Genomic DNA, 22,262 nt, shown 5'->3' with positions numbered 1-22,262 from the left:
GGAGCTCGTGGAGCTCGTGGAGCTCGTGGAGCTCGTGGAGCTCGTGGAGCTCGTGGAGCTCGTGGAGCTCGTGGAGCTCGTGGAGCTCGTGGAGCTCGTGGAGCCCGTGATGCCCGTGGAGCCCGTGATGCCCGTGATGCCCGTGATGCCCGTGATGCCCGTGATGCCCGTGATGCCCGTGATGCCCGTGATGCCCGTGATGCCCGTGATGCGTTTATGCGCATAAAGTGCATGGCGCGGAGCGATACGTGAGCCGTCTTCACGGGCGAATAGCGCGGGAGAATTGCACAATGCATCGCTATGGCGTGCCGCGGGCAACGACCCGGAGGACCGCCGGCCGGTTTATCTGTCGCTGGGTTTATGCGCATAAAGCTGCCGCTTCCCGGGGTGGGGCAGTCGACTGATATCGCAGCGGGCTACTGAAAATCTATGCGTCGACTCATCAGCGAGGCGATACGCAATGGTGTGCGGGTCTCGTCGAGGGGACGACTTTTACGCATGCGCCCCGACGGCCGACCGCGAAGGATCGCCAATCCTCTCCATGGTTTATGCGCATAAAGGCCGGGGGCAATCAACGCGGTGTCGCTGCACACGACGCGTATCCCGTCACCTTGAGCAGCGCGGAGTTCATCGTTCAGGCTCGCGCTCGCGCGAGGACACCGCCTCGTAAATGCTCTCCGGTACCGCGGAAGTTTATGCGCACAAACTCAGCCGCTGTCTCGGCAACGTCCTCCCTCAACAAGCGGAAGGGCAGGTCCTGACACATCTCAACGATCGACATCTCGAACGCGATCCCGAAACATCAGCCTGCGCGAAGCTCGGTCAGCTCATCCATCGGCGCCCGGCAATCTCGCTTCTAACCACTGCCGCCGTCTGGGCCCCCCCCTCGTTTATGCGCATAAACCGATAGCCCGAATGGCCAATGCGTAGTTTGTGAACGACAATTTCATTGAAATATAAATATCGTCCTGTAGAATTCCAACGACCAAAAACAGGAGTGGAAATTGGCCGCGGAAATCATTGCAGTCACTCAACAAAAAGGTGGCGTCGGCAAAAGCACGATTGCCATGCATCTCGGCGCGGCATTCCATGAGAAAGGGAAGCGTGTCCTCGTCATCGACGCCGACGGTCAAAACACACTGATTCACTGGTCGAGCGCATCGGGTGACAGCGACGCCGGCATCCCGTTCCCCGTCGTCAACCTCGCTGAAGCCGGTGGCCAAATCCATCGCGAGATCAAGAAGTTCATCAACGACTACGACATCATCGTCGTCGATTGCCCGCCGTCGATCACCGAGAAGGTCTCCGGCGTCGTGCTCCTGGCCGCATCGATCGCCGTGATTCCGACTTCGTCGTCGCCGGCCGACTACTGGTCGAGCGTCGGGCTGGTCAAGCTGATCCAGCAGGCGCAGGTGATGAACGAAGACCTCCGTGCCGTCTTCCTGCTGAACAAGACCGAAGAGAAGCGCATGCTGACGCGCGAACTCAAGCGCGCGCTCGAGGAACTCGGCTTCCCGTTGTTGAAGACGCAAATCCCGACCCGGGAAGCGTACAAGCAAGCGATGGCGCTCGGTCAGACCGTGCTGCAGATGAACGACCGCGGCGCCAAGCTGGCCGCCGCGGAAATCCGCGCATGTGCCGACGAAATCGTCGCCATGCTGCCCTGACTTTATGCGCATAAAGGAGTCACATGAAGCCCTCCCAATTTGCAAAAGGATTCCAAGCGCGCCCGGATATCACGACGAGCGAGAAGCGCACCGCGCTTGATCGGCTCAATGCCATCGACGGCATCGTCAAATCCGAAACGGCCACGCCGGCCCCGACGAAGTCCGCCAAGAAGGACATCACGCCGCCGCCGGCTATTGAAGTCCTGCTCGATTCGTCGGTCGACGAATCGCCGCAATATCGCGCGTGGCGCCTCGAGAATCGCTATGCGCCCGGCCAGGTGATCGAGCTGCCGCTGAAGGCGATCAAGCATAGCCCGTTCAACCCGCGGCACTTCTATCTGAAATCGTCGATTGCCGAACTCGCGGTCAACCTCGCGAAGCAGGGGCAGCAGCAGGCGATCCACGTGATTCCGGACTACGACAATCCGGGTACGTATTTCGTCAGCGACGGCGGCCGTCGCGTGCGCGCGCTGAAGGAAGCGAACAAGGAGTCGGTGAAGGCGATCGTGATCGACGTGCCGATCGGGATCCAGAGCTACAAGCTCGGCTACGACCTGAACGTGCAACGCGATTCGCAGACGGTGTTCGACAACGCCGTCGTGTGGCGCCGCTTCCTCGACGACAAGCACTTCCAGAGTCAAAAGGAACTGTCCGAACATCTCGGCCTCGACGAGTCGACGGTCGCGGTTGCGCTGTCGATCGGCAAGCTGCCGGAAACCGTGATGCAGGAGATGGTCGCGCGCCCCGATCGCTTCGGTTCGAACATGGCGTATCAGGTCGGCCGTTATCACAATGCGCGCGGTACCGAGGCGACGCTGCGGCTGATCAACAAGATCGTGTCCGACGATCTCAGCACGCGTCAGGTATCGGACATCGTCAAGGGCCGCGTCGCGGCGCAGGAGACGCCGAAGCCGGCGGGCCGCCAGCGCTATGCGCAGCGTCTCGAGATCAAGCTTGGCGGCAAGTCGGTCGGCGACCTGAAGTCGTATGGCGAAGATCGCATCGAACTGCGCCTGCGCGGCCTCCCGAAGGACAAGCGCGACGCGATCCTCGAGCAGCTCGAGCGGATGCTGTTGTCGGAGTGATGGAAACGGCCGGCAGGGCCTGGCGAGGCGCCGGGCCCGCCGGTCGGGCGGGTGGCCGGCGGCGGCCCGTCAGAGGGGCCTGAGCGGGCCTCAGGCGGCCCGTGATTGATTCAGCGTGAACGACAGCAGGTCGCCGTCGGTCGGCTCGCCCCAGGTCTTCTGGGCCAGCCAGTCGAAAAACGCCGTCTCGGCCAGCTTCGAATCCAGGCCGCGCTTGCGCCAGTCGTCACGCAGGTGCGAGCCCATCGTCGGCAACACTTCCGACTCGAACGACTCGCGCGCCACTTCGCGCTCCGCGTCGCCCTGCTCCTCGTACAGCACCTTCGCTTCCTTGCGGCGGAACGCCGAGAATTCGCTCAGCAGCCGCGCCTTCAGATCATCCGGCTGCGCCGCGACGGCCTTCGCTGCGGGCATGCCGGACGGCAGCGTGTCGACGGACTCGACCGGCGGCGCATAACCCTTCTTCAGCGCATCCTTGAACAACGCGGGCGCACTGCGCACCGGCGGCAGCGTCGTACTGCGCATCCGCTGTTCGGTCATCTGCAGCGCGGCGCGAATCCGGTTTTCCTCGCTGTCCGCGTAGAGCGTCTGCGCTTCCTTGAGCGGAATCCCGAGCTTCACCATCCGGTCGACCAGCGTACTGTCGAACACGTTCGGATGCTCGTCGAGCGCGAGCATCGGCTGCTTGCGCTCGGTCACGCGGAACTGGATCTCCGCGACCCGCCGCCCTTCACGATGCTCGATCAGCTCGACGAAGATGTTGGTGACCGCATTGACCTCGGCGATCGCCGGTCGCAGATAGTCGCGCTTGAAGTACTTGTACTCGCGCTTCGCCTCGTCGCCGGCCTCCGTATCGGGGGTGCCCGACAGGATCGGCCGCCACCATTCCCACGGCTCGCGCATCGTCAGGTGGCTCGGGTTCGTCAGGTAGCGCACGCAGATTTCGTAGAGCGCGAGACCGGCGCTGCTGCGCAGCTGGCTCTGGAACTGCAGGCTCAGACGCGCGTACTGGACCGGGTCGAGCAGCTTCTTCTTGATCTTCGGTGCGAACGAGAATTCGACCCACACGCGGCGGGTGGCCGGATCCTCGAGAATTTCGGCATCGGCGATCAGCGTCGAGATCCCCCACTTGCGGCCCGGCTTCTGGCTCGACGTCCCCGTGCTCCATTCGACCTGGACCGACACCATGCGGCGCAGGTGTTCCTTCACCAGTGCGGTGTCGTTCGAATCGAAGGCGGAGTTGGCGACGATATCCGACAGCAGCGCGCGGTAGGTGTCGCCCGAGTCGTCGGCCTGCTGCGCGACGGCGAGCAGGACGTTGAACAGCTTGCGGGTAAGGAGAGTGATCTTGCCGCTTTTCGGCTGAATTGCGATCGCCTCGACGGCCTTACGCAATTCGGCTGAACTGGCACTCACCACATCCACATCGGTTTTCTTGGCGCGCTTCGTGGCCATGCGTCGGGTCGGAGGGAGAAGTTTCACGGAAGGATAGCGCCTGTGGTGATGTGCGTCCAGAACGACATGCTCACCATAGCCGGTGAAGTGCGCGTACAAACCGGCACTCACCCCAACCCTCTCCCGAAAACCCTCACCGGTCCGGATTTACAGCGTTTCGGACTCGTCCAGACGTGTCGCGGGATGCGCGGATTCACAGATTTTTGCCTGTGCTCGACACGTGCGAAACTTGCTCCCGTATCGGCTCACCTTTCGATTTGTCGTAATTTTACGACTGCGCTTCCGGGTCCTCGTCACAGGGTCCCTACTGGGTCTCACGGCCGCGCTCGGATGGGCCCGCACCGGCCTGTATGCATGTACAGGCATGGCTGACCGGGAGACCTTCCTCGGTGATCCGGAAATCCGTGCCAAAAAAAGCGCTCTGCCGCGTCGATCCCAGCCGTTTCGCAGGCCCGGGCGCGCATTGTACAGCGCACAGAAACCGTTCGGTCCCGAAAATTCTCACCTCACCGGCTCGGAATTCTGTGACCGGGATGCCGAGGAATCCCCGACACACGTGGGATCATCCGCCAGGACCTCCCGAAAAGCCTCACCTTATTGAAAAAAGCGGCGCTCCAACGGATGCGAAAGCCGCTCCCGAAAAACCTCACCGTAACCGCCGCGGTATCAAAAATGTCAATGGCATCCGATACTTATGAGCGGCAAGCGTTCGGGTGGACCGGGCGATCATCACCCGAAAAACCTCACCTTTCCGGCATCCGGCCGAATGCGACAGCTGCCTGTCGGCTCCTGAAAATTCTCACCTGTGCCAAAAAGTGGCACAGCGAAAATCAGATTTCGGTCAGTCCGGGCGGGCTTTTCAGCGAATTTTCCCTGTGATGACCCCCGAAAAGCCTCACCTTTGACTAATTTTTAGGCAAATGCAGCTCCCGAAAATACTCACCCATATGGCGCATGGCAGCCCTGTGATTGATGCCCCGAAAAAGCTCACCTCAAGGGATCCGGCCAGGAAAACCCGGGTTTCGCTCCCGAAAAACCTCACCTTTGGGGCTTCACAGTCCCCACAGGGCACCTTTGCGGTGCAAAATGACGCTCGTTTCCCGGAAACCCTCACAGCAAAACCCTGTGGCGTCCCGTGAAACCTCACCTTTCACGAAAACTGCCCAAAAGATGGGCAGAATGAGGGCGCGAAGAAGGTCCTGCAAATTCTCACCTGTGTCTGCACAGGCAGAAAACTGTGCGCTCAGAAACAGCGCGGGTTCCGCGGCTGTGTGGCCCCGAAAAACCTCACCTTTGGGAAATCTCGTGTTTCACTGTGATCCCGAATCCGCTCACGACCTTTCCTGCATCGGCTCACGCAGCTCCCCGAACCCCATCACTTCAGCTCCCGCAGAACATCACCTTGGCTCCCGTAAAACTTCACCTTGTCGGCCGGAAAGCCTTGCTACATAAGGCTGTGCCGCGGCGTTAACGTTTTTAACTAAGGGTTCAAGGGTGTTTACTTCTAATACTCTCAAGACATCGGTCGCCGAGTTTTCCACAGAGACCCCAAACCTGAACACCGACAGGCTACGATGACGCTCCGCATGTGAAACAAATGCACTTTTTCGGGATCTGCTCCAAAACGCTTTCAGTACAAGGACTTGGCTCGTTTTCTTCGCTTTGTTTCACGGAATTGGAGAGCTGCTTCGACCGAATCGGCTCACAGCCCCGGTTTCTGTGCACAGCGACGTAAATTCGCCACGGTCGACCAAAACAAGTATCAAAAAATACGTATTTCGTTATGATCGCAACATCTCAATGTCTGTGAGCCTGTCATGACGCTGGATGAAATGCGTGAAGCCATTCGGGAAGAACTGGAATCGCTGCGCGCGAGCGGCGCACGCCGCCAGGAGTTGTCGCTGCATGCGTGCAAGCGCCTGTTCTTCGATCTCGGCATCCGGCCGTCGGCCGCCAACGTCCGTGATCTGACCCAGACCGGGAGTGCCAGCGACATTCCGAAGGACATCGACCATTTCTGGGAACGGATCCGTTCCGCGTCGAAAGTCCGGCTCGACGGCGCGGCGATCCCGAAAGCGGTCGAGGAAAAGGCCGGCGCATTGCTCGGCGCACTCTATGAAGAAGCGCTGAAGGCGGCGAGGGAAAGCCTCGACGTCGACCGCGAACAGATTCGCGCCGGCGTGAGCGATGCGGAACGGCGGCTGCGCGATGCAGCTGTTCGCCAGGAAACGCTCGAAGGCGCGCTGACGCGCAGTGAAACCCGCAACGACCAGCTGCAGGCGCGCGTGACCGAGCTCGAAGTGCAGCTGGCCTCGCAATCGACGCACGGTTCGGCAAATGAAGCGACGCTGCTCACCACGATCGCCCGCCTCGAAAAGGAACTGGCCGCGATAGCCGCCCGCGTCGACGCCGAGCAGACGCAGAACGCCGCGCTGCGCGATCGTATCGATACGCTGCAAGCGGAATTGCAGCAGCGCACCGAACACTATGCGCAGCAGATCAAGGATGCGGTGGCCGAAGCCGAGCGTCGCGTCAAACCGATGCTGGTCGAGCTGGACTCGTTGCGCAGCATGGCGGCGACCTACCAGAGCGGTTTGCGCGACGTGCAGCGCAAGGAATTCGATTTCCTTCAGCAATTGAGTTCGGCCAAGGCGCGTGCGGACCGGCTCGAGGAACAGTTGCGCAGCCAGGGCGATGAACTGGAACGCGCGACGCGCGACGCGAATAGGCTGCGCGCGAGCCAAGGGATGAATCCGGAAATCGCCGCGCTGATCCGGCGCCTGGCCAATGCGGGTCAACTGGATGCGGACGCGTATGCCGCGATCGGTACGTCGCTGGACCACGAAGTTCCGGTGCCGAGCCAGTGCCCGCGTTGCGACGGTGAACCCGAACTGGCCCAAGGCGACGACGGGTTCGAAGTATCGTGCCCCGAATGCGAACATGCGTCGGGGCCGTGGCCTTCCCGATTCGAAGCGATCGCACGTTTTGCACGCGACTGACGCGCCAGCCCGCACAGCAATCGCACAGGTGAGGTAATGCGGGATGCGTGAGGTGAGGTTTTTCGGGAGCAGTGAAACGGTGAGGCTACGCCGCACAAGGCTGCTCACGGATCATGTCGCGTGAGCAGCCGTGCTTGGCATCAGTGAGTTTCGTCGTGGTCGGGCGCGTCACCGTTGGCGAGACCGTCGCGCCAGTTTTTCCATGCGCGATGCAGGCGGTTCGATGAGATCGGCCGCATGAAGCCGAGCCATTTGCCGACCCGCTCGGGCGGCACGTCGTGTTCGAACAGTTCGGCCGCATACGTGTTGCGCAGCGTTTGCGGGCTCGCGCGCGCGGTGCGCGACGACGTGAGCCCCGCCGATTCGACGATCGCATCGATCGCGCGCAGCATCGTCGCCTTGTGCATCGGCCGTCCGGTGTGCGACGCCGGAAACACGAGTTCGCCGAGTATCTCCTGACGCTTCCGCTCCACGAGCCACGCCTCGAGCAACGCGATCGCAAACGACGCCAGATGGGTTTCGCGTGCGAAATCCGGATGCGTCGACGGGATCTGCAGCGACGTTCCGCTCGTATTGATGCAACTAATGGTAAGCGCACGTGCTTCGCCGGTCTTCACGCCGGCGCCGAGAAACGCAGCGACGAGCGCGCGGTCGCGCCGCTCTTTCCAGTACGCGGAGCCCGATACGCCGATCGGCGAAAATAGGTAGGCCAGCAACTTCGCGCGTTCGGCTGGTGTCAGGAAACCGGTTGGCTCGTTGTCGCGTGCCTGGCGCCAGTTCGCTTCGCCATCCTGAGCAATGAAACGGGCCGGGTTGGTGGACGCGAGCTCGGTGCGCCGGATGTGGTCGAGCACGCGTTCGATCAGCCGGAGATAGCGCATGCGCTGCGTTTTCCGGATAGGCAGCTCACCGACGAAGTTCGCGATCGATGCGGTATCCACCGTCGCCAGGTTTTTCTGGTGTGCGCGCAGCCACGTGAGAAACGCACCCCATTGTGCGCGATAGACGTCGGCTGACGAACGGCGGTAGTCCTGCATGGCAAGCCACGCGTCGAATGCGGTTTCGGGCGACACGATCCAGTCGGATGCGCCGCGGTCGAACAGATCCTTTTCTTCCGGGCGTGCCGGGGTGTCGGAGGGCGTGGGAAGGGACATGTTATTTATTCCGTTAGTTGCGTATATGGTAGCCCTTTGCGCAACATCGCGGGCAGCAGGATGCGGGAGCCGGCCGCCGTGTCGGACGATCCGGGCGGGGCGTTAGTCACCCCATGCCTTGGACGGACGTTGAACGCGCTCGCGGTGCGCGGCTTCCTGCGACCGCGCCGCGGCTTCATACGCGAGGACCGCGAACGAGAACACGGCGGGCAGCGCATTCGATCGGCCGAAGTCGATCGGATCGTCCGTTTCGGGAAAGGTCATGTCCGACGGCCGTTCGAACAGTTGACGCATGCCGGCGTCGTGCCGGCTGGCAAAGCCGAGATCGGCGAGTGCCTCGGCTTCGATGGCGTGCAGCAGACGCCACGACAGCGGGACGCGCTGACGGATATAGCGCTCGGCTATATGGCGGACGATCAGCTCGAGGTCGTGCGCGGCAGCCTTGAAGCTGAGCGCGGCCAAATCTTGTTCTTCTGTCATCGCAGGCTCCTGTCGACCGGAGCGGCGCCTCGGTGCGCCGACCCGGCCATGCATGGCGGAATGTCCGTATACTGTACAAACATACAGTATTTTCCGCAACTGGCCTTTCGGCCAGCTATCCGCATTTTCAGCGATGAATCACGATCAGTAATGCGCGCGCTTCGGCCTTGCCGGGGTTGCGGATCGCATGCGGCGTGTCGGCCGCGTAGCGGGCGGTGTCGCCCGCCTTCAGGCGCCGACTCGCGGCCGCGGCTTCGATTTCCATCGCGCCGTGCAGCACGGTGAGGTGCTCGCGCGTGCCGGGTTCGTGCGCGTTCGATACGAGCGCGCCGCCACCCGGCAGCGTCAGTTCGTACCACTCGAACTTGCCGGCCAGGTCGATCGGGCCCCATACGCGCAACTGATAGCGGCCGTCGTGACCGGCGAGCGTCGGAATGTCGTGCGGGCCGTCTACGCGGATCGTCTCCGCCGCCTTCGGTTGCGAGAACAGTTCGTCGAGCGTGATGCCGAGCGCATTGGTGAGCCGCCACGCAACCGCGATCGTCGGATTGGCCTTGTCGCGCTCGATCTCGGAGAGCATCGACTTCGATACGCCGGCCGCGCGCGACAGGTCGTCGAGCGTCAGCTTGCGCTCGTTGCGCAGGCGCTGGATTTGCTCGCCGACCCGCGGCGGCGTCACGCCCGACGGTTGCAGTGCGGCGGCGGCAGGCGTGCGCCGCGACGCGGAGGAACTTGCCATTTGGTTTCCGTTCGCTTAGAGTTGTTCGGTATTTCGAATTCTAGTTCGGAATATTGGATAAATGCGGTCAACCGAACGACCGACTATAACAGTAGCAGGCCGTTGCGCCGCCGCCACGAGCGGGGCGCTGCGGAATGCGAATCCCTGTCAGGAGCTTTGCGATGCGTGATGCCTTTCTCGCCCAGGTGCGCGGGACGCTCGACCAGATCCGCGCGGACGGTTTTTACAAGACCGAGCGCGAGATCGCGAGTCCCCAGGCGGCTGCCGTGCGGCTGGCCGGCGGTGCCGGCGTGCTGAATTTCTGCGCGAACAACTATCTGGGCCTGGCGAACGATCCGCGCCTGATCGCCGCGGCGCAGGCCGGTCTCGAGCAGGACGGCTTCGGCATGGCATCGGTGCGCTTCATCTGCGGCACGCAAACCGTGCACAAGCAGCTCGAAAGCGCGCTGGCATCGTTTCTCGGCACCGAGGACAGCATCCTTTATTCGAGCTGCTTCGATGCGAACGGCGGCCTGTTCGAGACGCTGCTCGACGAGAACGACGCGGTGATCAGCGACGAGCTGAACCACGCGAGCATCATCGACGGCATCCGCCTCTGCAAGGCGAAGCGTTTCCGCTACAAGAACAACGACCTGTCGGACCTCGAGGCGAAGCTGAAGGAAGCCGACGCCGCAGGCGCGCGCCACAAGCTGATCGCGACCGACGGCGTGTTCTCGATGGACGGCATCATCGCCGACCTGAAAGGCATCTGCGACCTCGCCGATCGTTATGGCGCACTCGTGATGGTCGACGATTCGCACGCGGTCGGCTTCATCGGCGCGCATGGCCGCGGCACGCCGGAGCACTGCGGCGTCGACGGGCGCGTCGACATCATCACCGGCACGCTCGGCAAGGCGCTGGGCGGCGCATCGGGCGGCTATGTCGCCGCGCGTCGCGAGGTGATCGAGCTGCTGCGCCAGCGTTCGCGCCCGTACCTGTTCTCGAACACGCTGACGCCGAGCATCGCCGCGGCATCGCTGAAGGTGCTTGAGCTGCTCGGCAGCGACGAAGGCGCGAAGTTGCGCGAACGCGTGCGCGAGAACGGCGTGCGATTCCGCGAGCAGATGACCGCCGCGGGCTTCACGCTCGTGCCGGGCGCGCATCCGATCATCCCGGTGATGCTCGGCGACGCGCAGCTCGCAACCAACATGGCCGACAAGTTGCTCGCCGAAGGCGTCTACGTGATCGGCTTCTCGTTCCCGGTCGTGCCGCGCGGCCGCGCGCGCATCCGCACGCAGATGAGCGCCGCGCATACCCCCGAACAGATCGATCAGACGGTCGCCGCGTTCGTGCGCGTCGGCAAGTCGCTCGGCATCATCTGACGGAGGCGCGACCATGAAAGCACTGGCAAAGCTCGAACGCGGCCCCGGCCTCACGCTCACGCGCGTGAAGCGCCCCGAAGTCGGACACAACGACGTGCTGATCAAGATTCACCGCACGGCGATCTGCGGCACCGACATCCATATCTGGAAGTGGGACGACTGGGCGCAGAAAACGATTCCCGTGCCGATGCATGTCGGCCATGAATACGTCGGCGAGATCGTCGAGATGGGGCAGGAAGTGCGCGGCTTCGCGATCGGCGATCGCGTGTCCGGCGAAGGCCACATCACGTGCGGCTTCTGCCGCAACTGCCGTGCGGGGCGCCGGCATCTGTGCCGCAACACCGTCGGCGTCGGCGTGAACCGCGAGGGCGCGTTCGCCGAGTATCTGGCGATTCCCGCGTTCAACGCGTTCAAGATCCCGCCCGAGATTTCCGACGATCTCGCGTCGATCTTCGATCCGTTCGGCAACGCGACGCACACGGCGCTGTCGTTCAATCTCGTCGGCGAGGACGTGCTGATCACCGGCGCGGGCCCGATCGGCGTGATGGCCGCCGCGATCGCGAAGCATGTCGGCGCGCGCAACGTCGTGATCACCGACATCAACGACTATCGGCTCGAGCTCGCGCGCAAGATGGGTGCGACGCGCGCGGTGAACGTGTCACGCGAATCGCTGCGCGACGTGATGGCCGACCTGCACATGACGGAAGGCTTCGACGTCGGCCTCGAGATGTCGGGCGTACCGAGCGCGTTCACCAGCATGCTCGAGGCGATGAATCACGGCGGCAAGGTTGCGCTGCTCGGCATTCCGCCCGCGCAGACGGCGATCGACTGGAACCAGGTGATCTTCAAGGGGCTCGAGATCAAGGGCATCTACGGTCGCGAGATGTTCGAGACCTGGTACAAGATGGTCGCGATGCTGCAAAGCGGCCTCGATCTGTCGCCGATCATCACGCATCGCTTTGCGGCCGACGATTACGAGAAAGGCTTCGCCGCGATGCTGTCCGGTGAAAGCGGCAAGGTGATCCTCGACTGGACGGTCTGAGTGCCGGCGGGGCAGCGCGGCGCGTTTGCCGACTGCCCCATCGTGCCGGCACGCGCGTTTGTCGGGCCGATCGGCTTCGACGAACGCGTAAAGGTGAGATTATTCGGGAGCTGTGCTCGCGTGCCGAATGGCGGCTCGATCGCGCTTTGATGGCGCGTTTGGGCGCGCAATGCAGCGGTTGCGCGTTGCGCAACGCCTGCTGGCACACCCCTTCTCGTTTGCGGAACGACGGCGATCACGCTGCGATTCCGCCGGATGCATCGGTGACATGCAATCGCGCATGCACCTCACCCATCAAGCCCCGCGCACCAGTCCATTCTTTGTCGCGTCGCCCGACGCGTGTTTTTCTTCCCGCCCTTCCGCTTTCTCTTGCCGTGCTTGAGTAGCGAGCCCTAGCCGCATCATCCGCTTGCAACGGCTTTGCTCTGTTCCCGCGGCGGCACATCGCAGCACCTCACCACGCAGCGCGATCACGCCGCAGCCTCTATGCGTGAGGCGATCAATCACGTGCGAACTCACCCGTGAGCTTGCCGGCTGACATCGATCGGTGTGTTGCCCGCTATTCGATCCCTTCACCGTTCGACCATCGCGGTTCGAACGGCAGGCTCGACGCGACGACCGACCGCCAGCCGCCAGCCGCCAGCCGCCATCGGCACCACGCGGCGTTCACCCCTCCCACCGCCAGGGCCATTCCACACGGTTGTTGACGAGGGAGAACGATCGTTCTACCGTAAATCCATGAACACACATGATGACCTCTCCGGCGAACCGGCCGTTCGCGACCGGCTGCTCGACGCGGCCGAAGCGCTGATCTACTCGGGCGGCATCCACGCCACGGGTGTCGATGCGATCGTGAAGCGGTCCGGCGCCGCGCGAAAGAGCTTCTATTCGCATTTCGAATCGAAGGAGGCGCTGGTCGTCGCCGCGCTCGAGCGCCGTGACGAACGCTGGATGCGCTGGTTCGTCGATGCAACGCTCTCGCGCGGCAAGTCGCCGCGCGCGCACTTGCTCTGCATGTTCGATGTGCTGCGCGACTGGTTTGCACAACCCGATTTTCACGGCTGCGCATTCCTGAACGCATCAGGCGAGATTGCCGACGCCGACGATCCGGTGCGCGTCGTCGCGCGTATGCACAAGGCGCGGCTGCTGGCGTTCGTGCGCGAGCGGTTCGACGCGTATGCCGACGACGCCGGGATCGAGCGCCGCGGGCTGGCCCGCCTCGCGCGTCAATGGCTGGTGCTGATCGACGGCGCGATCGGCGTGGCGCTCGTCAGCGGCGATGCGACCGCCGCGCGCGATGCGCGCGCAACGGCAGAACTCTTGCTCGATACGGTGTCTCGAGCGTCGAAGTAGTGCGTCCCAACCGGCTGCGTTCGTGCGCAGCCAGAACCTTGAACAGGAGCATTCCATGTCCGCTTCCCCGGAAGTTCGTCCCCCCGTTCCGCCGTTCACGCTCGACACGGCGCGCCAGAAAGTGCGCGCCGCCGAAGATGCGTGGAACACGCGCGACCCGCAGCGCGTCTCGCTTGCCTATACGCCGCAGAGCCGGTGGCGCAATCGCGCGGAGTTCGTGACGGGCCGCGACGAGATCGTCAGCCTGCTGCAGCGGAAATGGACGCGCGAGCTCGACTACCGATTGATCAAGGAGCTGTGGGCGTTCGGGGGAAATCGCATCGCGGTGCGATTCGCATACGAATGGCATGACGACGCGGGCAACTGGTTCCGCTCATACGGGAACGAGAACTGGGAGTTCGACGAAAACGGATTGATGGCGCATCGCCACGCGAGCATCAACGACCTGCCGATTCGCGAAGCGGATCGCCTGTATCACTGGCCGCTCGGGCGTCGTCCGGACGATCATCCCGGCCTGTCCGATCTCGGGCTATGACGCGGCACGATGACGACGCGTGGACGTGCTCGATCACGCAGCGAGAACGTCCACGCATACTCAAAGGTGAGGAAATACGGGAGCCGCTTGTTGAGGTGAGTGTTTACGGGAGATGGAGCATTCTGTGCGTGACGGTGTGGTTCTTCACGCTCCGCATCTCACCGATCAGTTGTCGCAGGGAACGGCGCGAATGCGCTCACGGAAGTACCGCGCGCATCGACGTGCGTGATCGGTGCCGTTCGCCTGCGAAGCGCACGTGATTTCGAAGGCGGTGTTGGCGGCACCTTCGCAAAACGCACGGTGAGATGCAATCGGTGTGCATCGCTGCGTGATGCAACTCACCATTCGGAATCGACAGCGACACACGCGTACGCATGAACGCATGCAAACGCGCACATCGAAATAGACAAAGGTGCGCGGCAGTCAGTCGTGTTGCTCACCCTCGAACACGACATCCGTCGACCACCTCGCGCACCGTTCACACCCTTCCGTCAGCCAGCGATGCGCGCCGCGATCGCCTCACCGACTTCCTGCGTTCCGGCCTCGCCACCCAGATCGCGCGTGCGCGGCCCAGCGCGCAGCACGTCCTCGATCGCCGCGACGATCGCGTCGTGCGCTTCGCGCTCGCGCCCGGCGCCGTTACCGAGGAAGTCGAGCATCAGCGCCGCCGACCAGATCATTGCAATCGGGTTCGCGATGTACTGGCCCGTGATGTCCGGCGCGGAGCCATGCACCGGTTCGAACAGCGACGGAAACGTGCGATCGGGGTTGAGGTTCGCCGACGGCGCGATGCCGATCGTCCCCGTGCAGGCCGGCCCGAGGTCGGAAAGGATGTCGCCGAACAGGTTCGACGCGACGACGACGTCGAAGCGGTCGGGCTGCAGCACGAAGCGCGCGCACAGGATGTCGATGTGCTGCTTGTCCACGGCGATCTCGGGATAACGCTCGCCCATTTCAGCCGCGCGCGCGTCCCACCACGGCATGCTGATCGCGATGCCGTTGCTCTTCGTCGCGACGGTCAGCCGCTTCGCGCGGCGCTGAGCGAGTTCGAACGCGAACTTCAGCACGCGCTCGGTGCCGTGGCGCGTGAAGATCGACTGCTGCATGACCACTTCGCGCTCGGTGCCTTCGAACATCGTGCCGCCGACCGACGAATATTCGCCCTCGGTGTTCTCGCGCACGATCATGAAATCGATGTCGCCCGCCTTGCGGCCGGCCAGCGGCGACGGCACGCCGTCGAACAGGCGCGCGGGCCGCAGGTTGATGTACTGGTCGAACTCGCGGCGGAACTTCAGCAGCGAACCCCACAGCGAAATGTGGTCGGGCACCGTCGCGGGCCAGCCGACTGCGCCGAACAGGATCGCGTCCATGCCCGACAGCTGTGCCTTCCAGTCGTCCGGCATCATCTTGCCGTGCTGCGCGTAGTAGTCACAGCTCGCCCAGTCGATCTGCTCGAACTGGAAGCGGATGCCGAAGCGCGCTGTCACGGCGTCGAGCGCGCGCAGGCCCTCGGGCATCACTTCACGGCCGATGCCATCACCGGGGATGACGGCAATCCTGTACGTCTTGTCGCTCATGCAAGCCTCCTTGGCTGGTCGGGCCGCCGGCAGCGTGCGCGGCGGAACATGACGCCATTTTATTTATTTCCAATCAGATTAAAATCACGTGAAAGGTTAATCGACTTTACACGAATCGTGAACAAATCGCCGAATCTCGACGACCTGCGCGTATTCAGCCTGGTCGTCCGCCTGACGAGCTTCAGCGCGGCCGCCGAGCAACTCGCGGTGTCGCCCGCGTACGTGAGCAAGCGCATCGCGCTGCTCGAGGCGCAGCTCGGCACACGCCTGCTGCATCGCTCGACGCGCCGCGTGACGGTCACGGAAGCCGGCGAGCGCGTGTTCGCGCGTGCCGAGAAGATTCTCGACGACGTCGATCATCTCGTCGAGGACGTGTCGACCACGCGCACGGTGCCGCGCGGCACGCTGCGTATCTCGAGCAGCTTCGGCTTCGGCCGTCATGTCGTCGCGCCGGCGCTGCTCGACTTCTCCGCGCGCTATCCGCAGCTCAACGTGCGGCTCGATCTGTTCGACCGGCTCGTCGACGTCGCGGGCGAAGGCTACGACCTCGACGTGCGTATCGGCGACGAGATCGCCGATCACCTGATCGCGCGCCGCCTCGCCACCAACCATCGCGTGCTGTGCGCGTCGCCCGACTATCTCGCTCGGCGCGGCACGCCGCGCACGCTCGCGGATCTCGCGTCGCACGACTGTCTCGCAATCAAGGAGCGCGACCATCCGTTCGGCGTCTGGCGGTTGAACGTGCGCGGGGAAACGGCAACGGTGAAGGTCGGCGGCGCGCTGTCGACGAACCACGGCGAGGTGGCCGTGCAATGGGCGCTGGCCGGACGCGGGATCGTGCTGCGTTCGATCTGGGAAGCGGCGCCGCTGATCGAGCGCGGCGAGCTCCGTCGCGTGCTGCCGGACGCGATTCAGCCGGCGAACATCTGGGCCGTGTATCCGGAACGCGTCGCGGCGTCGGCGAAAGTGCGCGTGTGCGTCGATTTTCTGGTGGAGGCGCTCGCCGGGTTGAATGCCGCGGCGAGCGACGATGCGGGCTGAAATCGGCCAAAGGTGAGCTTTTACGGGGGCATGTGCAGCGCATTGGCAAGCGTCTGTTTACGGCATGCAGGTGCGTCGCGAGCCGCTGCATTCAGCAGGCACCGACGCATCGACGGCCGCGATGCGCCGGGCCGGCCGACGATGGTGCCCCCCGCGCCGTTTATGCCGCTTTCACCGCGCTCGCCACACCGAGCATCAGGTCGAGATTCTGCACCGCCGCGCCGGATGCCCCTTTGCCGAGATTGTCGAACACGGCGGCCAGCAGCACCTGACCGTGCTCGGCATTGAAGAACACGCTGAGCCGCAGGTCGTTCGACCCGTTCAGCGCTTGTGGATCGAGATGCGTGATCGCGCGCGTGTCCGCGAGCGGCGTGACCTCGACGTGGCGCGCGCCGGCGTAATGCTGCGCGAGGCACGCGTGCAGCGCCTCACCGGTCACGCCGGCCGGCAGCAGCCGCAGCTCGATCGGCACGGTCAGCACGATGCCCTGCCGATAGGCGCCGTAAGCCGGCACGAACAGCGGACGGTGCGCGAGCCCGGCATGCAGCTGGATCTCGGGCACATGCTTGTGCGCGAGCGCGAGGCCGTAGACCTGAAGCGGTTGCGCGCGTGCGGCGCCGTTCGATTCGAACGCGTCGACGGCGGCGCGCCCGCCGCCCGAGTAACCGGACACCGCATGGATGCTCACCGGGTAATCGCGCGGCAGCAGGCCCGCCTGTTGCAGCGGCCGAAGCAGGCCGACCGCGCCGGTCGGATAGCAGCCCGGATTGGTGACGCGCCGCGCATGCGCGATTGTCTGTGCATGTCCGTCGACCATCTCGGGAAACCCGTAGACCCAATCCGGTTCAGTGCGATGGGCCGAACTCGCGTCGATCACGCGTACCGCCGGATTCCGGATGAAGCCGACCGCTTCGCGCGCCGCGGCGTCGGGCAGGCACAGAATCGCGATATCGGATGCGTTGATTGCTTCGGCGCGCCGTGCCGGGTCCTTGCGCTCGGCATCCGGCAGCGTGACGAGCCGCAAGTCGGTGCGATCCCGCAGGCGCTCGTGGATCTGCAATCCGGTCGTACCTTGGTCGCCGTCGATGTAGACAGTGGGGAGGCTCATGATGGTCGCGTTCCTCGTTTCAGGCATCGGGAAAGCCGTATCGTCCACCGAACGCCTAGAATAGGAAAAGTTGAATTTCCTGATTGCCGGATTCAGTTTTCCTGAACGAGAGGAGGTGCATGCGCGAGATCAGTCTGGACCGACTGCGTACGCTGGTCGCGATCGCCGACCAGGGATCGTTCGTGGCCGCCGCGCAACTGCTTCATCTGGCGCCGCCGACGGTCAGTCTTCATGTCGCCGAACTCGAAAGCCGCATCGGCGCGCCGTTGCTGTCGCGTACACGCGGCAACGTGCGGCCGTCGACCATCGGTGCGGTGCTGGTGGAGCGGGCGCGCCGCCTGCTGGCCGAGGTCGAATCGACGCTCGACGACGTGGAGCGGCAAGTGCAGGGGCTGACCGGTCGCGTGCGCCTCGGCGCATCGACCGGCGCGATCGCCCATCTGTTGCCGCAGGCGGTGGCGCGGTTGCGCGAGCGGCATCCGGATATCGACGTCCAGATCGCGGTGCTCACGTCGCAAGACACGCTGGCGCGCATCGCGCAGGGCACGCTTGATGTCGGGCTGGTCGCATTGCCGCAGCCGGCGGTCGCGGGGCTGTCGATCCGCGCGTGGCGGCGCGATCCGGTGCTGGCCTTCCTGCCCGCGGACTGGCGGCTTCCGGCGCGTGTGACGCCGGCCTATCTGGCCACGCGTCCGCTGATTCTCAACGATGCGACCACCCGCCTGTCGCGGCTCACGACGGAATGGTTCGCGCTCGGCGGCCACCGGCCCGAGCCGCGCATCGAACTCAACTACAACGATGCGATCAAGAGTCTGGTCGCCGCGGGTTACGGCGCGACGCTGCTGCCGCACGAGGCGGGCGCCCCGCCGCCCGACGCACGCGTCGTCATGCGGCCGCTGCGGCCGGCGTTGTGGCGTGAACTGGGTATCGCGCATCGGGTCGGCCCGGTCGAGCGCTCGACACAGCACGTGCTCGACGCGTTATGGGCGCTCGGCGCGCGATAGGGAATCGCGCCACCGTCCAGGACGCGCGCCGCGGTGCCGGCTCGACCGGACGCGGCATGCGCGAGGTCGAACGCTTCAGCCTGTCGCCCGGTGTGGCAGCAAGCGGGCCGACTGGTGCCAACGCCAGCACCAGCACCCGGCGCGGCCCCCTTACAGCCGGTTGTCCCTCGCGAGCATCAGCACGCGCGCCCAGCGCCGTGCATCTCGCTTGTCCATCATCGGCAGCTTCCATTCGCCGCGCACCGCGTCGCGCACGCGCACGACCAGATGCCAGCGGCCGTCGATCGGCGCGGCCTCGCAGCCGTCGAGCTGCGACAGCGTATAGCGGCCGTCCGCGCCGTCTTGCGACAGCCACAGCAGCCCCTGCGACGCGGACACGCGCACTTCGCCCCATGCGCGATGCACGATATGGGTCCAGCCTTGCTCTTTCGTGTTCGGCGCGATGTCGCGGCGGCGTTTGATCCACCACGCGATCAGCGCGATCAGGATGGCGCCGGCGAGCACGGCGGCCGCGATCGCGACCGGCTGGCCGAACTGCGCGGCGATGACGTGAAACAGGTGAACCGCGCCCCATCCAATGGCGATGAGCGCGAACAGCGCAATGAAAATCGGCATGTCGAATCGGAAAAGAGGACGGACCGGCGCAGGCAGCGCGCCGGTCCACCGCACACGGCATTACCGGCGGCGGTGAATGTCGTGCGTGACGAAGCCCGCGTCGTTGACGGGCAGCGCGAGGCCGTCCTTCACCGCGAGCGTCTTGCGGATGTCGTCGAGACCGGCGGACCAGTGGTCGCGCATCGTCGACAGACCGAACTGATAGTCCTTGTAGTGGTGCTCGTACGCCTTCTGCTGATAGATCAGGTGCTGGATGTTGTACTTCTTCCCGCTCGACATCGCTTCAGCCTCGACGCACCACGGGTCGTTCTTGCGCTGCTCCTCCGGCACCTGCTCGAGCACGTGGCGCAGCACGTTGCGGTAGCGCTGTTCGCGCTGCAGCGTGTCGGTGACGAAACGCGTGCGGCTCGAATATTGCACGTCCTTCGTGCGTTCCGCGACATCGGCCATCGTGCGCGGCAGCGGCCCGCGCGCGCTCCACAGATCGACCTGGAACGCGAGCGTGTCGCGGCGCGGGCGCGCGCGCAGCACTTCCATCAGCGGCGTATTCGACACGACACCACCGTCCCAGTAGTACTCGCCGTCGATCTCGACGGGCGGGAACGCGGGCGGCAGCGCGCCGGATGCCATGAAGTGCTCGGGCGTGAGGCGAATGCGCGAGTTGTCGAAGTACACGAAGTTGCCGGTGCCGACGTTGACCGCGCCGACCGACACGCGCGTCTCGCCCGAGTTGATCCGGTCGAAATCGCACAGCTTCAGCAGCGTCGCGCGCAGCGCCGACGTGTCGTACCAGCTGATCTTTTCCGGATGATCGGACACGCCCGGCAGCGGCGGCGGGAAGCGCGGCACGAAGAATCCCTGCTGGCCCTGCATCATCGCGCTCGCGGCCTGCGACGCGGTGAAGAACGTGCGGATCTGGTCGATGCTGTTGAACAGCGCGAATTCGAACGCGGCCGGCATCGCGGGAAAGAACGCCGGCTGGCAGATCGTTTCCCAGAATTCGCGCAGCCGCTCGACGCGATGTTCGGGCGCATTGCCGGCGATCAGCGCGGTGTTCAGCGCGCCGATCGAGATGCCTGCGATCCAGTCGAGCGGAACGTTCGCTTCGTGCAGCCCTTCGAACACGCCGGCCTGATACGCGCCGAGCGCGCCGCCGCCTTGCAGGACGAGCGCGATCGTTTCGTACGGCAGCGACCGCGCAGCGGCCGGTGCGCCGGCCTCGTGTTGCAGGTCCGCCGCATCGACGGCCTGCTTTTCTGTACGCGCGTGCGGTTTCATCAGTTGCTCCGAGAAATGCCGCCGTGGATGGCGGACACGGAAGGCGTGACGTCGATCGACGGCACGCCATCGTGAGTCTTGAGAATGGGCGGTGGTGCGGGAATCGCCTCCCGTCGGGGAGGCGCAGACATTACTGCATGAACCAGCCGTGGCTGACGATGAACGACTGCCCCGTGAGCGCGGCGCTCGGGAACGCCGACAGGAACAGCACCGTCTGCGCGACGTCCTGCACCGTCGTGAACACGCCGTCGACCGTGTTGCCGAGCATCACCTTCTTGATCACTTCCTCTTCGCTGATTCCGAGCTCCTTCGCCTGCTCCGGAATCTGCTTGTCGACCAGCGGCGTGCGCACGAAGCCCGGACACACGACGTGCGAGCGCACGTTGTGCTTCGCGCCTTCCTTCGCCAGTACGCGCGCGAGGCCGAGCAGCCCATGCTTGGCCGTCACGTAGGCCGACTTCAGCGGCGACGCTTCGTGCGAGTGCACCGAACCCATGTAGATCACGACGCCGCCGCGATCATCCTTGTACATGTGCTTGAGCGCGGCCTTCGTCGTCAGGAACGCGCCGTCGACGTGGATCGCCTGCATCTTCTTCCAGTCGGAGAACGAATAGTTCTCGATCGGGTTGACGATCTGGATGCCGGCGTTCGACACGAGGATGTCGACCGAGCCGAACGCTTCGGCGACCTTGTCGATGCCGCTGTTCACGGCGTCCTCGTTGGTCACGTCCATCGCGACGCCGATCGCCTTGCCGCCTGCCTTGTTGATCTCGTCGGCAACCGCGTTCGCGCCGTCCTGGTTCAGGTCGGCAATCGCGACGGCCGCACCCGCCTTGGCGAGCTCCAGTGCGATTTCCTTGCCGATGCCGCTTGCGGCGCCCGTGACGACTGCGGTCTTGCCATTCAGGTTGCTCATTTCGAATTCCCGTGGTGAAAGGATTGACAGGGAGAAAGGACTGCGGACGTGTTATTGAGCCAGGTAATCGTAGACGACTTCGCCGAGGCCGAGCGTCAAATCCGCGACGATGTGGCGCGCTTCGACGATCTCGAGCACCGGCAGGTCGGCCACCGGCGCAAGTGCGTGCGGTGCCAGCTCGAGCGACGCGGGGCCCGTCCATGCGCCCTTCATCTTGATGTCCTGCATGTAGTAGCGCACCAGTTCGCACACGCGGGCGGTGCCGTCGACGTGCGGGATGATCTTCAACAGGAAGTTCGGGCCGGCGAGGCGTTTCGCCTGCTCTTCGATGTCGAGGTCCTTGTGCTTGTAGCCCATCGTGCCGGTCGCGACGCGCACCTTGCCGTAATCGAGCGTGCCCAGGATGTGATCGGTGTTCACGTGCAGCGTGGGCGACGCGAGCTTCTTCGGGAAGCCCCACAGCTCGCGGCCGCCGGCGATCGGCGGGTGATCGTCGAGATACATCGCGAGCGTGTAGCCGCCGGCCTGGCCGTTGTATTCAACGGGAATCACCTGACCGCTTTCGGTGTAGTCGCCGAAGCCGGTCGAATCGGCCATGCGAATGAATTCGTAATGTACGAGCGGCTCGGTGATCTGCAGTGGCTCGGGGACGATCTCACGCAGGCGGTCCGGATCGGTGCGATACGTGATGATCAGAAACTCACGATCGACGAAACGGTACGGCCCCATCGGGAAAGCGGGGCTCGTCAACGGCATCGCAAACGCTTTCGATCGGACATCGCTGATTTTCATGCGGACTCCTTGTTGTTGATCGCTTCGTGGATGATTGGTCGTAATCGTATGCCTGTGCGTC

At 64.2% G+C, this 22,262-nt stretch carries 20 protein-coding genes; 10 read left to right on the top strand and 10 right to left on the bottom strand.

Going from position 1 to position 22,262, the window contains the following annotated elements; genetic code table 11:
* The 3 genes from ABIC50_RS10730 to ABIC50_RS10720 form a co-directional block, all read left to right on the top strand.
* A partial coding sequence (locus tag ABIC50_RS10730) for a hypothetical protein (protein ID WP_354163633.1) occupies nt 1-226 on the top strand: 226 nt, incomplete at its 5' end.
* 778 nt (nt 227-1,004) lie between these two features.
* Nucleotides 1,005-1,667 (top strand): ParA family partition ATPase, encoded by a 663-nt coding sequence (gene parA / locus ABIC50_RS10725; RefSeq protein ID WP_006751663.1) that lies wholly within the window; start codon nt 1,005-1,007, stop codon nt 1,665-1,667.
* Between the two features lie 23 nt (nt 1,668-1,690).
* A complete protein-coding gene (locus tag ABIC50_RS10720; RefSeq protein WP_354163631.1) occupies nt 1,691-2,752 on the top strand; it encodes a ParB/RepB/Spo0J family partition protein in 1,062 nt (353 codons plus the stop codon).
* Between the two features lie 90 nt (nt 2,753-2,842).
* Here ABIC50_RS10720 and ABIC50_RS10715 read toward each other — a convergent pair whose 3' ends face one another.
* A complete protein-coding gene (locus ABIC50_RS10715) occupies nt 2,843-4,207 on the bottom strand; it encodes a replication initiation protein (RefSeq protein WP_012365031.1) in 1,365 nt (454 codons plus the stop codon).
* Nucleotides 4,208-6,024: 1,817 nt separating this feature from the next.
* On the opposite strand from ABIC50_RS10715, the gene ABIC50_RS10710 reads away from it, so the two are divergent.
* Nucleotides 6,025-7,206, top strand: a complete 1,182-nt coding sequence (locus tag ABIC50_RS10710; protein WP_354163629.1) for a DNA-binding protein — start codon at nt 6,025-6,027, stop codon at nt 7,204-7,206.
* A 140-nt stretch (nt 7,207-7,346) separates the two neighbouring features.
* Here the strand turns inward: ABIC50_RS10710 and ABIC50_RS10705 are convergent, their stop codons facing one another.
* From ABIC50_RS10705 to ABIC50_RS10695, 3 genes are all read right to left on the bottom strand, one after another.
* Nucleotides 7,347-8,360 carry a tyrosine-type recombinase/integrase gene (locus tag ABIC50_RS10705; protein WP_354163627.1) on the bottom strand — a complete coding sequence of 338 codons (1,014 nt, stop codon included), beginning with the start codon at nt 8,358-8,360 and terminating at the stop codon, nt 7,347-7,349.
* A 102-nt stretch (nt 8,361-8,462) separates the two neighbouring features.
* Nucleotides 8,463-8,840 (bottom strand): DUF2471 family protein, encoded by a 378-nt coding sequence (locus tag ABIC50_RS10700; RefSeq protein WP_012365035.1) that lies wholly within the window; start codon nt 8,838-8,840, stop codon nt 8,463-8,465.
* Nucleotides 8,841-8,967: 127 nt separating this feature from the next.
* Complete coding sequence (locus ABIC50_RS10695; protein WP_354163625.1) at nt 8,968-9,579, bottom strand: helix-turn-helix domain-containing protein; 612 nt, start codon at nt 9,577-9,579, stop codon at nt 8,968-8,970.
* Nucleotides 9,580-9,740: 161 nt separating this feature from the next.
* Between ABIC50_RS10695 and ABIC50_RS10690 the strand changes: the two genes are divergently transcribed.
* The 4 genes from ABIC50_RS10690 (at nt 9,741) to ABIC50_RS10675 (ending at nt 13,870) form a co-directional block, all read left to right on the top strand.
* Nucleotides 9,741-10,940 (top strand): glycine C-acetyltransferase, encoded by a 1,200-nt coding sequence (locus ABIC50_RS10690; protein ID WP_126226302.1) that lies wholly within the window; start codon nt 9,741-9,743, stop codon nt 10,938-10,940.
* A gap of 13 nt (nt 10,941-10,953) precedes the next feature.
* Nucleotides 10,954-11,982: an L-threonine 3-dehydrogenase gene (gene tdh, locus ABIC50_RS10685; RefSeq protein ID WP_006751655.1), complete on the top strand. Its 1,029-nt coding sequence runs from the start codon at nt 10,954-10,956 to the stop codon at nt 11,980-11,982.
* A gap of 738 nt (nt 11,983-12,720) precedes the next feature.
* Nucleotides 12,721-13,335 carry a TetR/AcrR family transcriptional regulator gene (locus tag ABIC50_RS10680; protein WP_354163623.1) on the top strand — a complete coding sequence of 205 codons (615 nt, stop codon included), beginning with the start codon at nt 12,721-12,723 and terminating at the stop codon, nt 13,333-13,335.
* A gap of 55 nt (nt 13,336-13,390) precedes the next feature.
* Nucleotides 13,391-13,870: a nuclear transport factor 2 family protein gene (locus ABIC50_RS10675; RefSeq protein ID WP_354163621.1), complete on the top strand. Its 480-nt coding sequence runs from the start codon at nt 13,391-13,393 to the stop codon at nt 13,868-13,870.
* A 491-nt stretch (nt 13,871-14,361) separates the two neighbouring features.
* Here ABIC50_RS10675 and ABIC50_RS10670 read toward each other — a convergent pair whose 3' ends face one another.
* Nucleotides 14,362-15,447 carry a tartrate dehydrogenase gene (locus ABIC50_RS10670; protein WP_175670797.1) on the bottom strand — a complete coding sequence of 362 codons (1,086 nt, stop codon included), beginning with the start codon at nt 15,445-15,447 and terminating at the stop codon, nt 14,362-14,364.
* 117 nt (nt 15,448-15,564) lie between these two features.
* Between ABIC50_RS10670 and ABIC50_RS10665 the strand changes: the two genes are divergently transcribed.
* Nucleotides 15,565-16,488 (top strand): LysR substrate-binding domain-containing protein, encoded by a 924-nt coding sequence (locus ABIC50_RS10665; protein WP_175741087.1) that lies wholly within the window; start codon nt 15,565-15,567, stop codon nt 16,486-16,488.
* 160 nt (nt 16,489-16,648) lie between these two features.
* On the opposite strand, the gene argC is transcribed toward ABIC50_RS10665, so the two are convergent.
* Nucleotides 16,649-17,596, bottom strand: a complete 948-nt coding sequence (argC, locus tag ABIC50_RS10660) for an N-acetyl-gamma-glutamyl-phosphate reductase (RefSeq protein WP_354163619.1) — start codon at nt 17,594-17,596, stop codon at nt 16,649-16,651.
* Between the two features lie 119 nt (nt 17,597-17,715).
* On the opposite strand from argC, the gene ABIC50_RS10655 reads away from it, so the two are divergent.
* Nucleotides 17,716-18,600 (top strand): LysR family transcriptional regulator, encoded by an 885-nt coding sequence (locus ABIC50_RS10655; protein WP_175664354.1) that lies wholly within the window; start codon nt 17,716-17,718, stop codon nt 18,598-18,600.
* A gap of 150 nt (nt 18,601-18,750) precedes the next feature.
* Here the strand turns inward: ABIC50_RS10655 and ABIC50_RS10650 are convergent, their stop codons facing one another.
* The 4 genes from ABIC50_RS10650 to ABIC50_RS10635 all read right to left on the bottom strand — a co-directional run bounded on the left by ABIC50_RS10650 (nt 18,751) and on the right by ABIC50_RS10635 (nt 22,201).
* Complete coding sequence (locus tag ABIC50_RS10650) at nt 18,751-19,215, bottom strand: hypothetical protein (protein WP_126226308.1); 465 nt, start codon at nt 19,213-19,215, stop codon at nt 18,751-18,753.
* 60 nt (nt 19,216-19,275) lie between these two features.
* Entirely contained in the window at nt 19,276-20,493 is a 1,218-nt protein-coding gene (locus ABIC50_RS10645) for a patatin-like phospholipase family protein (protein WP_011659917.1), read from the bottom strand.
* Nucleotides 20,494-20,623: 130 nt separating this feature from the next.
* Nucleotides 20,624-21,409 carry a 3-hydroxybutyrate dehydrogenase gene (locus tag ABIC50_RS10640; protein WP_006480179.1) on the bottom strand — a complete coding sequence of 262 codons (786 nt, stop codon included), beginning with the start codon at nt 21,407-21,409 and terminating at the stop codon, nt 20,624-20,626.
* A gap of 51 nt (nt 21,410-21,460) precedes the next feature.
* A complete protein-coding gene (locus tag ABIC50_RS10635) occupies nt 21,461-22,201 on the bottom strand; it encodes an acetoacetate decarboxylase (protein ID WP_011659919.1) in 741 nt (246 codons plus the stop codon).
* Nucleotides 22,202-22,262: the final 61 nt, after the last annotated feature.

Origin of the sequence: Burkholderia sp. 567, assembly GCF_040545115.1 — a bacterium.
GTDB lineage: Bacteria > Pseudomonadota > Gammaproteobacteria > Burkholderiales > Burkholderiaceae > Burkholderia > Burkholderia ambifaria.
This window is presented reverse-complemented; position numbering and strand designations above follow the sequence as displayed.

Excerpts from the sequence above, each read along its gene's own strand:
- ABIC50_RS10720 (WP_354163631.1), top strand. The coding sequence starts at position 1,691 with ATGAAGCCCTCCCAATTTGCAAAAGGATTCCAAGCGCGCCCGGATATC.
- ABIC50_RS10715 (WP_012365031.1), bottom strand. The coding sequence starts at position 4,207 with ATGGCCACGAAGCGCGCCAAGAAAACCGATGTGGATGTGGTGAGTGCC.
- ABIC50_RS10710 (WP_354163629.1), top strand. The coding sequence starts at position 6,025 with ATGACGCTGGATGAAATGCGTGAAGCCATTCGGGAAGAACTGGAATCG.
- ABIC50_RS10705 (WP_354163627.1), bottom strand. The coding sequence starts at position 8,360 with ATGTCCCTTCCCACGCCCTCCGACACCCCGGCACGCCCGGAAGAAAAG.
- ABIC50_RS10700 (WP_012365035.1), bottom strand. The coding sequence starts at position 8,840 with ATGACAGAAGAACAAGATTTGGCCGCGCTCAGCTTCAAGGCTGCCGCG.
- ABIC50_RS10695 (WP_354163625.1), bottom strand. The coding sequence starts at position 9,579 with ATGGCAAGTTCCTCCGCGTCGCGGCGCACGCCTGCCGCCGCCGCACTG.
- ABIC50_RS10690 (WP_126226302.1), top strand. The coding sequence starts at position 9,741 with ATGCGTGATGCCTTTCTCGCCCAGGTGCGCGGGACGCTCGACCAGATC.
- tdh (WP_006751655.1), top strand. The coding sequence starts at position 10,954 with ATGAAAGCACTGGCAAAGCTCGAACGCGGCCCCGGCCTCACGCTCACG.
- ABIC50_RS10680 (WP_354163623.1), top strand. The coding sequence starts at position 12,721 with ATGAACACACATGATGACCTCTCCGGCGAACCGGCCGTTCGCGACCGG.
- ABIC50_RS10675 (WP_354163621.1), top strand. The coding sequence starts at position 13,391 with ATGTCCGCTTCCCCGGAAGTTCGTCCCCCCGTTCCGCCGTTCACGCTC.
- ABIC50_RS10670 (WP_175670797.1), bottom strand. The coding sequence starts at position 15,447 with ATGAGCGACAAGACGTACAGGATTGCCGTCATCCCCGGTGATGGCATC.
- argC (WP_354163619.1), bottom strand. The coding sequence starts at position 17,596 with ATGAGCCTCCCCACTGTCTACATCGACGGCGACCAAGGTACGACCGGA.
- ABIC50_RS10655 (WP_175664354.1), top strand. The coding sequence starts at position 17,716 with ATGCGCGAGATCAGTCTGGACCGACTGCGTACGCTGGTCGCGATCGCC.
- ABIC50_RS10650 (WP_126226308.1), bottom strand. The coding sequence starts at position 19,215 with ATGCCGATTTTCATTGCGCTGTTCGCGCTCATCGCCATTGGATGGGGC.
- ABIC50_RS10645 (WP_011659917.1), bottom strand. The coding sequence starts at position 20,493 with ATGAAACCGCACGCGCGTACAGAAAAGCAGGCCGTCGATGCGGCGGAC.
- ABIC50_RS10640 (WP_006480179.1), bottom strand. The coding sequence starts at position 21,409 with ATGAGCAACCTGAATGGCAAGACCGCAGTCGTCACGGGCGCCGCAAGC.
- ABIC50_RS10635 (WP_011659919.1), bottom strand. The coding sequence starts at position 22,201 with ATGAAAATCAGCGATGTCCGATCGAAAGCGTTTGCGATGCCGTTGACG.